General features: G+C 50.9%; 14 protein-coding genes. 5 read left to right on the top strand and 9 right to left on the bottom strand.

Features of this window, described 5'->3' with window-relative positions; all coding sequences use genetic code 11:
- Positions 1-11: 11 nt before the first annotated feature.
- Together xseB and xseA are read right to left on the bottom strand one after the other, a co-directional pair.
- Complete coding sequence (gene xseB / locus ACYVJQ_RS18185) at positions 12-227, bottom strand: exodeoxyribonuclease VII small subunit (protein WP_460894539.1); 216 nt, start codon at positions 225-227, stop codon at positions 12-14.
- A gap of 52 nt (positions 228-279) precedes the next feature.
- Positions 280-1,860: an exodeoxyribonuclease VII large subunit gene (xseA, locus tag ACYVJQ_RS18190; protein ID WP_460894540.1), complete on the bottom strand. Its 1,581-nt coding sequence runs from the start codon at positions 1,858-1,860 to the stop codon at positions 280-282.
- Positions 1,861-2,479: 619 nt separating this feature from the next.
- On the opposite strand from xseA, the gene ACYVJQ_RS18195 reads away from it, so the two are divergent.
- From ACYVJQ_RS18195 to ACYVJQ_RS18210, 4 genes are all read left to right on the top strand, one after another.
- A complete protein-coding gene (locus tag ACYVJQ_RS18195; protein WP_460894541.1) occupies positions 2,480-3,310 on the top strand; it encodes an MOSC domain-containing protein in 831 nt (276 codons plus the stop codon).
- A gap of 195 nt (positions 3,311-3,505) precedes the next feature.
- Positions 3,506-3,763, top strand: a complete 258-nt coding sequence (locus ACYVJQ_RS18200; RefSeq protein ID WP_460894542.1) for a hypothetical protein — start codon at positions 3,506-3,508, stop codon at positions 3,761-3,763.
- 118 nt (positions 3,764-3,881) lie between these two features.
- On the top strand, positions 3,882-5,252 hold the full coding sequence (locus ACYVJQ_RS18205; RefSeq protein ID WP_460894543.1) for a peptidoglycan DD-metalloendopeptidase family protein: 1,371 nt from the start codon (positions 3,882-3,884) through the stop codon (positions 5,250-5,252).
- A gap of 45 nt (positions 5,253-5,297) precedes the next feature.
- A complete protein-coding gene (locus ACYVJQ_RS18210) occupies positions 5,298-5,789 on the top strand; it encodes a hypothetical protein (RefSeq protein ID WP_460894544.1) in 492 nt (163 codons plus the stop codon).
- A gap of 3 nt (positions 5,790-5,792) precedes the next feature.
- On the opposite strand, the gene ACYVJQ_RS18215 is transcribed toward ACYVJQ_RS18210, so the two are convergent.
- The 7 genes from ACYVJQ_RS18215 to ACYVJQ_RS18245 form a co-directional block, all read right to left on the bottom strand.
- Positions 5,793-6,476: a hypothetical protein gene (locus tag ACYVJQ_RS18215; RefSeq protein ID WP_460894545.1), complete on the bottom strand. Its 684-nt coding sequence runs from the start codon at positions 6,474-6,476 to the stop codon at positions 5,793-5,795.
- A gap of 233 nt (positions 6,477-6,709) precedes the next feature.
- Complete coding sequence (locus ACYVJQ_RS18220) at positions 6,710-7,324, bottom strand: deoxynucleoside kinase (protein ID WP_460894546.1); 615 nt, start codon at positions 7,322-7,324, stop codon at positions 6,710-6,712.
- A gap of 107 nt (positions 7,325-7,431) precedes the next feature.
- Positions 7,432-8,457, bottom strand: a complete 1,026-nt coding sequence (locus tag ACYVJQ_RS18225) for a zinc dependent phospholipase C family protein (RefSeq protein WP_460894547.1) — start codon at positions 8,455-8,457, stop codon at positions 7,432-7,434.
- A 74-nt stretch (positions 8,458-8,531) separates the two neighbouring features.
- Positions 8,532-9,068 (bottom strand): GNAT family N-acetyltransferase, encoded by a 537-nt coding sequence (locus ACYVJQ_RS18230; protein WP_460894548.1) that lies wholly within the window; start codon positions 9,066-9,068, stop codon positions 8,532-8,534.
- Between the two features lie 649 nt (positions 9,069-9,717).
- Complete coding sequence (locus tag ACYVJQ_RS18235; RefSeq protein WP_460894549.1) at positions 9,718-10,275, bottom strand: porin family protein; 558 nt, start codon at positions 10,273-10,275, stop codon at positions 9,718-9,720.
- Positions 10,276-10,896: 621 nt separating this feature from the next.
- On the bottom strand, positions 10,897-12,405 hold the full coding sequence (locus tag ACYVJQ_RS18240; protein WP_460894550.1) for an APC family permease: 1,509 nt from the start codon (positions 12,403-12,405) through the stop codon (positions 10,897-10,899).
- Positions 12,406-12,505: 100 nt separating this feature from the next.
- The gene (locus tag ACYVJQ_RS18245; protein WP_460894551.1) at positions 12,506-12,727 is read right to left on the bottom strand and encodes a CDGSH iron-sulfur domain-containing protein; all 222 of its coding nucleotides are present in this window, start codon (positions 12,725-12,727) and stop codon (positions 12,506-12,508) included.
- Positions 12,728-13,093: 366 nt separating this feature from the next.
- On the opposite strand from ACYVJQ_RS18245, the gene ACYVJQ_RS18250 reads away from it, so the two are divergent.
- Positions 13,094-13,939 (top strand): OmpA/MotB family protein, encoded by an 846-nt coding sequence (locus ACYVJQ_RS18250; protein WP_460894552.1) that lies wholly within the window; start codon positions 13,094-13,096, stop codon positions 13,937-13,939.
- Positions 13,940-14,082: the final 143 nt, after the last annotated feature.

Below are 14,082 nucleotides of genomic sequence, written 5' to 3' on the forward strand. Positions count from 1 at the left end.
TGAAACGGAAATTACTCCGCTTTGGGGGCTTCGCAGTTAATGTCTTGGAACACTTGGTTAATAGCGTCCTCGGCGGTGCGGAGCTTCTGCTTGCAGAGTTTGATGAGTTCAGAGGAGCGCTGCACTTTCTGGGTAAGTTCGTCTACGTCTACGTCATCGTTCTCAATGGCTTTGAGGATGGTTTCCAGTTCCTGGGTGGCTTGCTTATATGTTAAATTTGGGGTCATGGCTGGTTGTTTTAATGGGTTATGAAAAGCCTGGAGGGGAAGTTCCGGGCGTTTATTCAAATAAGTCTGGTTGTTCTGTTTTGGTGACCTTGCTGTGCACGCTGCCGGCCAGCAGTCGGGTTTTCAGTTGGTCGCCGGGTTTCACCTGGTCCAGGGAGCGCAGCAGTTTGCCGTTAACATAGGTGAGGGTGTAGCCGCGCATAAGCATGATCTCAGGGTCATGGGAGCGCACGTCCATCTCTACCAGCTGCAATTGGTGGCCTTTGGTCTGCAGGTGGTCTTTGCTGCCGTAGAGCAGGCGCTGCTGGTTTTTCTGGAACAAAAGCTGTGCTTTCTGCAGGCGTTGCTTGGAAAACATTTGCAGGCAGTGTTCTACGTGGGTAACCCGGCGTTGGCCCGTCTCCAGTTTCTTCTGACTGCTGCTCTCCAAGTGCTGTGCCAGTTGCTGTTGCCGGGTGTCTTTGGCCCGCAATACCTGTTGCACCGCGTGGGTAAGCCTGAGTTCCTCACACATGACATGCCGCTGCTCTTGGGTAAGGAATTTCTGCGGCTTGTCTGAGAGGGTGCGGGTCTGGCACTCCAATTGGTAGTGGTGGGTATGCAGGAAATGGTTGGTGCCTTGCTGCACCTGGGCCCCCAGCAACGCTATACGGCGTTCCTGGGCCAAGGCTAGGGTGGTGGCTGCGTCCTTAATTTCCAGGAACACATTCTCCATGCTGGCCTCAAACTCGTTGAGTCGGTCTACCAGGAAGGCGGCCACAGCGGTAGGCGTCTTCAGGGGCGTATGCGCCACCAGGTCAGTGACAGATTCATCCCGCTCATGGCCAATGCCGGTAAGCACGGGCAAGGGCATCTGGGCTACCGCCGAAGCCAAGTCATAGTGGTCAAAGCACAGCAAATCGGTTTGGGAACCGCCGCCCCTGATCAATATGACCGCGTCAAAGGCCTGGCGCTGCAGCGTTACCCTGGATAAGGCCGCCTTGATAGACGAAACCGCTTCTGCCCCCTGCACGCTCGCCTCAAAAAGGGTAAGGGCGAAGGCATACCCGAAGGGGTTGTGCGCCAGCTGGGCTACAAAATCCTGGTACCCGGCCGCAGTGGGCGACGAGATAACGGCCAAGCGTTGTGGGACCTGAGGCAGGGTTTGCTTTTGGTTCAGGTTCAGGAGGCCTTCGGTCTCCAGGCGCGAAATGGTTTCCTGCCGTTGCCGGGCCAAATCACCCAGAGTATAAGTGGGGTCAATATCATGGATGTCCAGGCTGAAACCGTACAACTCATGAAACCGCGGGCTGGCCTGGAACAGGATTTTAAGCCCAGCCCTTAATGGATGGCCGGTCTGGGCTTCAAAATACTGGGCAATCTCACTGTACTGGCGTTTCCAGATGGTGCCGCGGGCCTGGGCGGTAAGCGTGCTTTTGGCGCCGGGTTCTTTGTCTGTGAGGGTAAGGTAGCAGTGGCCGCTTTGGTGGTGCACCCGGGCCTCAGAGATCTCGGCAATGATCCAGTAGCGGTGCGGCAGGGCATTCTCAATTTCCTCACGCAACCTCCGGTTAAACTCATAGAGCGTAAGCGGGCGATTGGTGCTCACCGTTAGCGATATCTCTTCGCGGTAACTCTGAAAATATGTCCCCATTCCGTGCGCTCCTCTTTAATTTCAGTCTCCTAAAATTACGTTTTTTACCATTGGCGCCAAGGGATTGCCTAAAATTTTAGCAAAGTTAAATTTGCTTGCTTTTAGGTTTGATCAGGTAAAATTATTGGCACGCTTTCCCGCTTTTTAGGTAAGTATTTGTCCTGAAAGAAGTTAGGCTTTAACGCTTGAGGCTGTTGCCGTTAGCCAGCTTTGTTGATTTATTATGTATAGGAAAAGTTGAATTTAAGGGATAACACAAACCTTGGCTTTATTGCTTTTGATGGCCGCCTAAGTGCGCGTAAATGGTTATATTCAAACAAGTGTTTTGGGCCTGTTTTGAGAAAAACAGGCTTGAAACAGAAATTTGCTAAAGACCTTAACAAGTCTCTTCAATGGGTTTTGAAACGGATAAATCCCCCCATCCTTTTGACCTGAAGAGAAGCTAGATCTCTACAGGAAAGGACTGGGGACTTGCCAAGCGTAAAGTGTTAGAAGAACTTTAGGTTTTATATTGTTTTTCTGATGAAATTATTATTAAAGTGCAAATCCTTCTGTAGGTGCTTCGCGTTTTAAGAATCATTCCTACCTTTGGTAAGCCACGCTCTTCAGTTTAAGCTTTATGTCAACATTAGTACTCAGTGAAATCAATATTTACCCAATCAAATCTTTAGGCGGCATCTCTCTGCAGAGTGCCAACGTGGAGGAGCGGGGGCTGCAATATGACCGCCGGTGGATGCTGATAGACGAGAGTGGCGTTTTCCTGACCCAACGGAAGATTGCAGAAATGGCGCTGCTCAAAGTGAGCCTTACCCCCCAGGGATTGGAAGTGCGGCACACGGTCAAAGAAATGGCTCCCCTGCTAGTGCCTTATGAAACAGACAGTACCCGCTCCACCTTGGTGACCGTGTGGGAAGACATCTGCTTTGCCTACCTGGTGGGCAACCAAGCCGATGCCTGGTTTTCTGAGGCCCTGGGGTTAAACTGCCGCTTGGTGTACATGCCAGAAAATTCCATCAGGTTAGTAGACCCCAACTATGCCCGCCACAATGAGAAAGTGAGCTTCGCAGATGGGTACCCGTTTATGATCATAGGCCAGGAATCACTCAATGACCTGAACAGCCGCCTGGAGGAACCCGTGCCCATGGACCGGTTCAGGCCAACTTTTGTGTTCACGGGCGGCGCGCCGTACGCAGAGGAGAAATGGAAGACCTTTAAAATTGGCAATGTCCTGTTCTACGGAGCCAAGCCTTGCGGCCGCTGCAACGTTACCACTATCAACCAGAACACCGCCCAGGCAGGGCAGGAGCCGCTTAAAACCCTCTCTGAATACCGGAAGCAAGGCAATAAGGTAATGTTTGGGATGAACCTGTTGGGTCTGTCTACTGGTACGGTATCGGTGGGAGACCCTATTGTGGTCATGGAAACAGCCCCGGTGTCCCCAGAAGAATAGACCACGCCTTTTTCCGTTTTAAGGCTGTTTTCAGAAAAACAGGCTTAAAACAGAATCCATAGAGAAGAGGGAAGCGCTTGTCATTGACCTGCAGGTTTTCTTACTTTGAGCTTACCAGAAAAGCAAGGCCCGTTTCCATACGTTCCTGGGTGCCTTCTTTCTTAAAGGCGCCACTTTAATTAAAAGCACCGCACAATGTCACAAACGTCTAAATACCTGGTCACCACCGCCCGTGGCGAAGAGTTTGACCTTACCTATGCCAAAGAATTGCGCAGCAACAACCTCTTCCCCTTCGGGTTGCACAACTATGCCATTTACAGAACTCCGGAAGGCGTGTATGTGAAAGGATCCAACTCAGGCAATGACCAACTCATGCTGGACCAGTATGAAACCATGGAAGAAGAGGCGGCCAAAGCCTACAAGCACCCTCATTTCAGAATAGAGGAAGAATAGTTTTTTTATAGAGGGACCGCAACGGCCCTTTTCTTCTTTTACCCGTAAAAAGTAACCCGCCTGCCCTGGATAAACTTTATTCAAGGCAGGCGGGTTTATTGTTAAAAGAACCTCCCTCATGCGCCCCAGACCTTTCCATAACGCTCTTCCGTCTCTCTTGCTAGCCTTGTTGGTGGGCTTGTTTTTGGCCTTGCCGGGTTGTAGCCCCAAACAGACCTTTAAAGCGGTGTTCAAAAAGCAGAGCCCTTATGAGAAGTACCGGGCCGGCCTTAAGGAAGCCAAATTGGACCAGACGGCTTTAGGCCAGGAATGGGTAGCCGCCGGCGAGCGGGCTTTGCAGAAACCCGTGCCCGTAACCCTGCCCTTCAAGGAGACGGGCTATTTCCCGGCAGATAAACCCTTGGCGGCCAGTTACCAGTTCAACGTAAAGCGTGGACAGAAGGTAGCCATAAAAGTACAGACCCAGGGCCAGGAGGCGCCGCAGGTTTTCCTAGATCTATTTGAGGCCAATCCAGACTACGCCGCCCAGCCTAAACAAGTGGCGTACGCCGATACCACCTCCCAACACCTTGACTATGAAATAGAGGAAGACCTTCCCCATCTGCTGCGCCTGCAACCAGAACTGCTGCGCGGTGGCCAATATACCGTCACCATAGAAACCCAACCTACGCTGGCCTTTCCGGTACAGGGCAAAGACAGCAGGGCGGTACAAAGCTTTTGGGGCGCAGAGCGCGATGCCGGGGCCAGGAAGCATGAAGGTGTGGATATTTTCGCGGCCCGCCGTACCCCGGTGCTTGCGGCTACAGAAGGGGTGATTACCCGGGTAGACATCACGCCCATTGGCGGAAAAGTAGTCTGGCTTTCTGACCCCAAACGCCGGCAGAGCCTGTATTACGCCCACTTAGACAGCCAGGTGGTGCAGCCTGGTCAACGGGTGTCTATTGGAGATACATTGGGGCTGATGGGCAATACCGGCAACGCCATTCATACGCCACCACACCTGCACTTTGGCATCTACCGTTTTGGCGAGGGAGCCGTTGACCCGTACCCCTTCGTTTACCAGGACCGCACCAAGCCTACTCCCTTAAATGTAGATGAGAAAAAGCTGGGGAATTGGGCCCGGGTAGCCAAATCAAACGTCACCCTACGGGAATCTCCCTCTATCAAGGCGAGTAGCCTCCTTTCTTTGCCCTTGCATGCCCCGCTGCAGGTGCTGGCGGGCTCAGCTAACTGGTACCGGGTGCAACTGCCAGACGGCCAGCAGGGCTACGTCACGGCCTCCCTGGTAGAGTCCCTTGATAAACCCCTGCAGCGTGTGCACCTCACTAAACCGACGGACCTACTGGATGGCTCCTCTGAAACCGCTTCGGCCCGTAAAAGCCTCCCCGCCGACACCACCCTGCGCGTGCTGGCTAGGCAGGATGGCTATTGGCTGGTGCAAGATGCTTCTGGGGTTACAGGTTGGGTAGCGGAAGCAGCGGCGCGATAAAGTCAGGTATAGAAGGGAACATTCAGGTACTGAGCGCGTACTGGTATGATTAGACCTGTAGAGGTCTGCACTCCGGGCTCCTTCTTAAACGTATTCTATATGGCCACGCATTGGGTTATTACCAACCCTCATTCCCAAGTCTCCATGGAGTACCAGAAAGGGCATGGTTGGATTTACGTAAAATGGGACGGCCATATCTCCGCCGAAAACGTGGTAGAAGTAGCCGAAAAGTACCTGACCCTGCAGGCGTCCGTACAATGCCCCAAACTACTGAATGACAAACGGGAAGTAACCGGTGACTGGGCCGAAGCCAATGACTGGCTACAGTATGAGTGGCTGCCTAAGGTGCAGGAAAATGGCCTCCGGTATTTTGCCCTGGTCATACCGCGGCATCTATTAGAGTTGGCCACTGCCCGGGATTTGGAACGCAGGTTTTCCCATACCCTAAAAGTAAGGCTCTTTTATGACGTGGGTACCGCAGAGCGCTGGCTTGATTCTTTCCCTACGGCTCCCTCCCAAAACCAAAAAGTTAACTGATTTTTATTGGGCACTTTCCTTTTTAAACTCATTAAAGAGGTCTTTGGCGTCCTTGCCGGTTTCCAGGGTAAGGTATTCCGCTTGTAAGGCTTTGATTTTGAGTTGGTCTTTGGTGGGAATCTGGTCTTCCACCTGTTCTTTTTTCAGGTTCAGCTGCCGATACACCTCATCTACGTAATCCCAGTCTGAGGCGGTCCAGGAGGCGCGCCGGGTGCGTACGTTTTGCAAAAACTGCGTGTAAATTTCCCGCATCTGGGCGGCGGTCCAATTGCTTTCAAGGGCGTTGGCCGACCCAAACAATTCCTGCTCAAAACGCGCCAGGGTCTCTGGGTGCAAGGGAACCTGGCTGCGCTGCTGGTTGCGGGTTTCCCAATTCTCAAACCGGCGTCTAAGTTCTTTGTATTCAGCTTTTGATTCCTCAGAGAGGCTGTCTGCCTTTTCCTCCAGCTGGGCGCTCCGCTGTTTGAATTCCTCTTTTACCTCTGGCCACTTTTGGGTGGCGGTGCTGTCTGTCTTATCTGTTTTTTCGTTTACCCATTCCCGCAGTTCCGCCAGGTCTTTTTCTGCCCGCGTGCGAGGTTGGTTTTCTGGGTTTTGGTTAGAAGGAGAGGTGCGCTCACAGGCCGTGCCTCCCAGCAACAGAAGCAGGAGGGCGGCCCCCAAGGTCTTAGAAGAACGAAGGTCCATAGCGTTGTTTTTTTCTTCTGCATACGGAATTCTGCGGGTTGGGATAGGATTCTCCCAAAAAGGGAGGCAAAGGATTAGCGAGCATGGTCCAAGGTTCAATTATCCTCCGGTGTTTTGACCTGATGAAGCGAAGAAAAAAGAAGGGTAAAACGAAAATGTGTTTCGGGCCTGTTTTCTGAAAAACAGGCTCGAAACACATTTATGAAAAAGGTAGGAATGAGTTAGCGTTTGGCTTAAAACAAACCGAACAACTCAATATTGATCCGGTCAATTATAAGTCCCAGGTCCTCGGGGTTCTGCACAAAGTCCATGTTGTTCACGTCTATCACCAGTAGTTTGCCCTGGTGGTAGCCCGAGATCCATTGCTCATAGTGCTCGTTGAGGTTCTTGAGGTAGGAAAGTGAGATGTTCTCTTCATAGTCCCTGCCTCTTTTCTGAATCTGTCCAATCAGTTTAGGCAAGTCAGCCTTCAGGTACACCAGCAGGTCTGGGGCCTTTACCATGTTGGTCATGGACTGGAACAGGTTGAAATAGTTCTGGAAGTCGCGGTCACTCATCATGCCGGACTGGTGCAGGTTCTTGGCGAAGATGTAGGCGTCTTCGTAGATGGTGCGATCCTGGACTACGCCATTGGTACGCTCGTTTATCTTCAGGACCTGGTTAAACCGGCTGTTCAAAAAGAAGACCTGCAGGTGAAACGCCCACCGGGGCATGTCATCATAGAAATCTTTGAGGTAGGGGTTGTCATCCACCGCCTCCAGGAAAACTTCCCATTTAAAATGCTGGGCCAGCTTGGTGGCCAGGGTGGTTTTGCCGGCACCAATGTTGCCTACTACTGCAATATGCATGTGTTCTTTCTGGTCTTTTAGAATGCGGACGACAAAAGTACAGGATTCACCTCACATTATCCGCAGGCTGCCAGTTGATAAGGATAAAAAACAGCGGAATTATAGGCTTAAGCAAACGGCTCTTTCACCCAATCAACCACGTTCATGAGCGAGATCCTGATTTTGGTGAGCAGCAGGTCTTTTTCCTGCAGGGTTCCCTTTTTCCAGGCCAGTTGTTCCTGCTTCATTTGTTTTTGCTCCTCTTTGGTGCGTGGAGTAAGCAGCATTTGGTCCAGGTCTGGCTTGCCACCGTCTACCCAACAGGTGTACCAGAAAGAGGCAGTTTGGGTGGCGGCCTCGCGCATTCTATCCTGTACCATATTGCCCAAAGCCTGGTGGTAGGCCGTAGCGAATGCGTCTGAGTAGGTCAGGCGCTTTTGCCCGTTGCGCATCACTTCTATGAACTTAGTGTCTGGCGTAAAGTCTTTGCTTACCTTTTTCTCCATGGCCAGCAGCTCTGGCACCAGCTTGTGCGAGGCTCTGATCACTTTCCAGATTTCCTGCTCTGGGTTGGCCAGGTAACTAGCCTTGGCGTGCCGCAGATTATAGGTAGACAGGTGTTGTTCCGGCAGCTTTGACTCCCAGAGACTGTGCAGCCCCGTTTGCCCGCTCAGGTGGCCGTCATGGTTCACGGTGGTGTGCAAGGGCACGTGCGCGTCCTGGATGTAATGGGCCAGGTCTGCCGAGTAATAAAGAATGCTGTCTGTGTCTTTGCGGTAGAAGGCCCGGGTGAGGTTCTCTTTCATTTTAAGCACGTACCACGGCACCACTCCATATTTGTTGAGCGTATCCACGCTGTATTTGGCAGCGGCCGGTTTCCAGGCCTGCGGCATTTGCTGCACGGCCTGCGGGCCGAAGGCGTCAATATCTATAAAGTGGCGGGGCGCTTCGGCAGCATCTGACTGCCGGCGCTCATCAGGCCGAACAGACGTGTCTACCAATAGCATCATGTGCCTATAGTAGAAAGGCTGCATTGCGGGTGGCAGGGCATAAATTGCTAACTGCTGGATGACTTTGTGGCCAAAGAAACCCCAGCTGTACCCCATACCTGAAAATGTAAGAACAATACCAAGTATTAGTAGAACTTTACGCATGTACTTATAGTTTAGTAAACCGCAATATTTTACAAATCTAGTAAAATTATGTACACGCCCAAGTCCTACTTTTATTACCCGGCTTTTTTTTCAGGCGATGTCACAATTAAGCACATAATGTAGTCATTCAAGGTGAAAGGGCCAAATGGAATATCAATTTTTTGTAATATTTTAAATCCCTGTTTTAAATAAAAGTCCTTTGCAGGGTTTTCGCGGTGCACGTTTAACTCCAATTTTTTGCCGCCTTTCTGTTTTACCAGTTGTGTCACTTCTTCAAGAAGTAGCTTTCCGTACCCCCGGCCCTGAAAGCGTGGGTGGATGTACAGTTTGTTTAATTTGAATAGGTGCTCTTTTTCCTTCAGGCAGGAAAAAGCGGCAAAGGCGGCAGGTTCATGGCCAGCGGTAAGTAAGAGAAAGGTCTGTCCTTCCTGCATTTGCCGGCGCAGGGCCTCTGGCGTGTATAGTTGCTCCAGCATGTAGTCAATCTGCTCCTGGGCCAGAATGGCTTCATAGGTGGGGGTCCAGGTAGCCAAGGCGATGGCTTGGATAGGGGCGGGGTCTGTAATGGGTTGAATAGATACCCTAGAAGTGGATGTAGTGGAAGAGGACATAGGTAGGTGGTAAAAACCGGAAACAGAGTTTGATAGGTATTTATACTATTCCCGTAAAAAGTTGATTTATATTTTTGCTAATGACCGTTAGTATCTGTACCTTAGTTGCCTAGCAAATTTAGTAATAGGTAAATTAAGGAACCAAACCCCCAAGTGTGTGGAAAAAATTTACACGGTATTACAATCTACTCTTGTGCTTTGTTTGTTCTTAGGAATTCTTCTGCTAGGAAAACCAACCCATCCAGAAAAAGTACCTGCGCACCAACGGGTAGCCTTTGAGCCAGAACGAAACTGGGAGCGGATAGATTTTCGGGCTCCTTTCGCCAGAACTTTTGTCTTCTCCATTCTTGGCCTAAACCAATTGCCCCTGTTCCAGGAGGAAGAAGCCAGCCAAACAGAGCGTATCCATCACTCCGTTTCCTATTCTCCAGGGGTAACCTCAGAAAAAAGGTCTTTGTAAGCCTTCTGGTATAAAGTCTACAATGTAGGCTTCGAGATTGGGTTAGTATTTCCTTACAAGGAGATATTTGTGATACTTCCTATCGGCTTAGAGGTGCGGAAGAGCTTTCTCGCACTAAACCTTGGCTTCTAGAGTAGAGAAACTGCTTAGCCCTAGAACTAGGCGCCATGGGACTTTTCTTGCCGGGTCCTATCTTATTTTATACCCAAGGGAAAGCTGAAAAACGTTGTTGGCGTAGTTCACCCCTTTCTCATGCTCATCTCTGGTATCTGACAAGCCCACGTTATACCGCCCTGAAACCTGCCAGGCACCTACATCATACCCAAACCCCAGGGCCAGGGCGCCGTCATACCGGTTCAGGTCGTCGGTGAGGTCTACAGAGGTTTTGCCGTATTGGCGGCTAGCTGATAGCAGTACCCCAAATTGCGGCCCCACCTGCACATGGAACCCGCCGCTTATGGTGCCCTTGAAAATGAGCGGGATGTTCAGGTAATGGTAGTGGTCTGTGTAATCACGGGTCTGCACGCCTTGTTTAGAGTACAGGATCTCTGGCTGCAAGGCAAATTTACTGGAGATAGGGGCAGAGGCGAAAAGGCCGGCATGCACCCCCAACACAGGGTCTACTTTGCCGCCGGGCACGCGCACGGTGGCCACGTTAAGGCCGCCCTTTAACCCAATGGTTGTCTGGGCCCAGGCACTCCCTAAACTCAGAAGCGACACTGCGCTAGCCAATAGTAATTTTTTCATGTTCAAAGTAAAGCGGTTGATCGCACTTATCTGGTACGTATTCTTCAGCCAAAGGTAGGTATAGCCAGAAACGCGCTCAGTGACTTTCTATTGTGCTACTCGGCGTCTAGCCCTACTTTCCATCCTGTGGGCTGAGATTTCTCTTCTGTTGGCTGGCAATATGTATTCTTGCCCTTGCCGGGGCAATAACCAGATTTTTTTGAAAAGAATTAGTCCAATTTGCAACTTGCTACTTTTGGCGCCGTTAAAGAAGGTATAACAATTGGTTAAATGATTGACGCGAAAAGAGGAAGCTTGAAAAAGAAGAATATTTTACGTTGAAACTTAACAAGGAAAATCGTTTTAGATAAGAATTTTAGGTGATACGAAAATACTTAGAAAGCACCGGCGAAAGCCACTCCATTTAATAGCGTTATATGTTATTTAATCAATAATTGAAAAGCCTTCCCAGACGGGGAAGGCTTTTCACGTTTAAAGACTCTCCATTTCTTTCCTGCGCTCAAAACATCTGGCGTCCTTGAATCTTTGTTGTCCCGCAACTAAAAAGCCTCCTGTTTTAGGCCCGTTTTCTGCAAAACGGGCCTAAAACAGGAGGCTGAAAAAAGCCCAGTAAATAGGGAGTTAGGCTTCTATCTTTTTGAAACGCTTCCCGAAGAAATAATACACCGGTATCCCCACGGCCACCAGAATTAAGCCGGGCCAGGAGTAGTCTGGTTTATAAATAAGCAGGATGGTGCAGATAAAGGAAGCCATTATAATATAGAGTGCCGGCAGTACCGGGTACCCAATGGCTTTGTAGGGCCGCGGGGCATCTGGCATGGTACGGCGCAGGACAAAAATGCCGGCAATGGTTAGAATGTAGAACAGGAGCACGGCAAAGATCACAAAGTCTAATAAGTTGCCATACTTGCCAGACAAGCACAAGATGCACGCCCAAACGCATTGCAGGGTCAAGGCGGCGCCTGGTACGCCATTCTTGTTCAGTTTGGCCATTTTTGGGAAAAACAGGCCGTCTTTGGCCATGGCGTAGTACACGCGGGGCGCAGATAAAATCACGCCGTTGTTACAGCCAAAGGTAGACACCATGATCAGGATAGCGATGGCGATAGTGGCGGGGGCGCCGCCAATCACTTCGGCCACCGCCGTGCCTATGCGGTCATTGCTGGCAAACTGAATACCGCGGCTCAGCACATCCAGTCCGGCGGGATCGCCTTGTAGCGGAAGAATTGCCAGGTACACCACATTAATCAGCACGTAGAGAATAGTGACAATACCGGTGCCAATGGCCATGCTCAAGACAATGGTACGCTTGGGGTTCACGATCTCATCCCCAGAAAACCCAATGTTGTTCCAGGCGTCTGAAGAGAATAATGACCCGATCATGGCCGTGCCAATCCCTACCATCAGGGCCCAACCAGATAGGGTGGTGCGCGTTAGTTCACCGGTCTCTTTGTTCAGCACCACAGACTGGGCATCCCAGAGGTTGGAGAAGTTCAGATTCATGACCTCAGAGTTGGTTCCCAGCAGCAAACCAAAGCCCAGCAGGGCAAAAATGGCGATGATCTTGGTGCTGCCAAAGATATTCTGGATAAGGGTTCCGTTCCGCACTCCCTGTTGGTTAACCAGCGTGAGCAGTACAATAGAGCCTATAGCCAGTAACTGTACAGAGGTGAAGGTAGGGTGAAAAGGGATTCCCCCCAGGTCAAAGGTGCCTAAATCCAGCAGGATGGTTTCTTCAGAAAACCAGGGCACCAGCACCCCGGTAAAACGGGCAAAGGCCACCGCCACGGCGGCGATGGTGCCGCTCTGGATGACCAGAAAAAGCGTCCAGCCGTACAGAAAAGCCACTAAATGCCCGTAAGACTCTCTTAGGTACACGTACTGCCCGCCGGCGCGCGGCATAAGGCTGGTAAGTTCCCCGTAACTCAGGGCGCCTGCCAGGGTCATGATGCCGGTCAGGCCCCACACCAGCAGAAGATACCCGGCGCTTCCCACTGAGCGGCCAATGTCTGCGCTTACTATAAAAATGCCGGAACCAATCATGGAGCCAGCCACCAGCATGACGGCGTCAAATAACTTAATCTCGCGCTTAAAGCCGGTAGCGGCCGGTGCGGTTGCAATCTCAGACATAGGGTTTCCTGTAGAGCTAGAGAATCAATTAAGAAAAGGCGTAAAAAAAGAAATGGCGGAGAACAGGTCTCCGCGCATCTTTATAAGGGTCAGGTAGGGGTTAGACTTTTCTGGGTGGCAGGTCAAACGCCACAGCGTTGTGCTCAAAGTGGTTTTTGTGCGATCCATCACAGAAAGGCTTGTTCTGGGAAAGTCCGCAGCGGCAGAAGCTTACCACCTCACGGCCCTGCAGGTTATATTCATTGCCTTGGGCGTCTACTACCAGCAGATCGCCTTCCACTTTTAGGGAGCCATTGCTGTTTACGGTGATTTTTGTTTTCATGCGGTTGAATGGAAAAGAGGTAAAAAGAAAAGGCAACACCCGCGCCACCTACGGTCTAAGCCTGTGGCCCGGATTTGCCTAGTTTCAAAGATAACAGTTTTGGTGAAAGCAAGCATAGCCCGTTTCCTATTTTAAGTACCAGACCAAAGCGGTGGCTATACGCTTGGTGACAGGTTTGCCTTGAGGGTGAGAGCGTAAAGAAACCAAGCCGTAATTGTATGCATGGAAGAATCTTAGCGCCAAGCCCCTAAAAGAATTGCATTCGGCAAGTATATTTCGCTGTTTTAACCTTAGCCCCGGGTAACTGCGTATGAAAAGCCTGGTACTTATCTTTGCGACAAATACTGATCACTATACCTACCACTTATGAAAAAAAGATTTTTAGCTCCCGTTTTCTCCGCCACCATAGCCCTTGGGCTTTTGGGTTCTTGCGTGTCTTCCAAAAAATATGAGGCTGCCTTAACGGAAAACCGTTCTTTGGTGGTGCTGCAGGATGAACTGTCTAAACAGAAAGCTGAACTGGAAAGCGAACGCGCCCGCCTGCAACAAGACAAAGAGCGCCTGAACAAAGAGAAAGCCGAACTAGCCGAGGAAAAAGCAGCCACCGAAGCCTCCCTGCGCACCAACCTGAGCTCTAAAAGCCAGCAGGTAGACAAACTTTCTGCCGATCTGCAAGCCCGCGAAGCCCGCCTCAAGGAAATGCAACGCATTCTGGATGAGAAAGACCGCGCCGTAAACAACCTGCGCAAGGTGGTAAGCAATGCCCTGTTGGGCTTCAAAGCCTCTGACCTCACCGTAGACGTGCGCAACGGAAAAGTATATGTTTCGCTCTCTAACCAGTTGCTGTTCAAGTCTGGCTCTACCAAAGTAGACGCCGCCGGCCAGGAAGCCCTCAAGAAACTAGCCTCTGTGCTGCAGAACCAGCCCGACGTGAACGTGGTGGTAGAAGGCCACACCGATGACGTTCCCGTTGCCAAGGGAACCCTGGGCATGCAGGACAACTGGGACCTGAGCGTGCTACGAGCCACCGAAATCACCCGTATCTTAACCGAGGCCGGCGTGGCCCCTGGTCGGGTTACCCCGTCGGGCCGTTCCAAATACGTTCCGGTAGACCCGGCCACTACGCCAGAGGCACGCCAGAAAAACCGCCGCACCGAGATCATCCTGACGCCAAAGCTGGACGAGCTCTTCCAGATTCTGGAGAAAAACTAATCGCTTTTGCTAATGGCCTTTGAGGCCTAACTCGTTTCTGTGCTCCCTGCCTTAACTTAGTTTAGGCAGGGAGTTCTGTTTTGGGGCAGTTTTGGCAAAAACGGCTTTAAAACAGGAAAGGAGGTTAGAATCTAAAATTTATG

This window comes from Rufibacter soli, from assembly GCF_054781795.1.

Bases quoted from the DNA above. Each gene is read 5' to 3' on its own strand.
- ACYVJQ_RS18210 (WP_460894544.1), top strand. From the start codon at position 5,298: ATGATTAGACCTGTAGAGGTCTGCACTCCGGGCTCCTTCTTAAACGTA.
- xseA (WP_460894540.1), bottom strand. From the start codon at position 1,860: ATGGGGACATATTTTCAGAGTTACCGCGAAGAGATATCGCTAACGGTG.
- ACYVJQ_RS18195 (WP_460894541.1), top strand. From the start codon at position 2,480: ATGTCAACATTAGTACTCAGTGAAATCAATATTTACCCAATCAAATCT.
- ACYVJQ_RS18240 (WP_460894550.1), bottom strand. From the start codon at position 12,405: ATGTCTGAGATTGCAACCGCACCGGCCGCTACCGGCTTTAAGCGCGAG.
- ACYVJQ_RS18235 (WP_460894549.1), bottom strand. From the start codon at position 10,275: ATGAAAAAATTACTATTGGCTAGCGCAGTGTCGCTTCTGAGTTTAGGG.
- ACYVJQ_RS18215 (WP_460894545.1), bottom strand. From the start codon at position 6,476: ATGGACCTTCGTTCTTCTAAGACCTTGGGGGCCGCCCTCCTGCTTCTG.
- ACYVJQ_RS18230 (WP_460894548.1), bottom strand. From the start codon at position 9,068: ATGTCCTCTTCCACTACATCCACTTCTAGGGTATCTATTCAACCCATT.
- xseB (WP_460894539.1), bottom strand. From the start codon at position 227: ATGACCCCAAATTTAACATATAAGCAAGCCACCCAGGAACTGGAAACC.
- ACYVJQ_RS18200 (WP_460894542.1), top strand. From the start codon at position 3,506: ATGTCACAAACGTCTAAATACCTGGTCACCACCGCCCGTGGCGAAGAG.
- ACYVJQ_RS18225 (WP_460894547.1), bottom strand. From the start codon at position 8,457: ATGCGTAAAGTTCTACTAATACTTGGTATTGTTCTTACATTTTCAGGT.
- ACYVJQ_RS18250 (WP_460894552.1), top strand. From the start codon at position 13,094: ATGAAAAAAAGATTTTTAGCTCCCGTTTTCTCCGCCACCATAGCCCTT.
- ACYVJQ_RS18245 (WP_460894551.1), bottom strand. From the start codon at position 12,727: ATGAAAACAAAAATCACCGTAAACAGCAATGGCTCCCTAAAAGTGGAA.
- ACYVJQ_RS18205 (WP_460894543.1), top strand. From the start codon at position 3,882: ATGCGCCCCAGACCTTTCCATAACGCTCTTCCGTCTCTCTTGCTAGCC.
- ACYVJQ_RS18220 (WP_460894546.1), bottom strand. From the start codon at position 7,324: ATGCATATTGCAGTAGTAGGCAACATTGGTGCCGGCAAAACCACCCTG.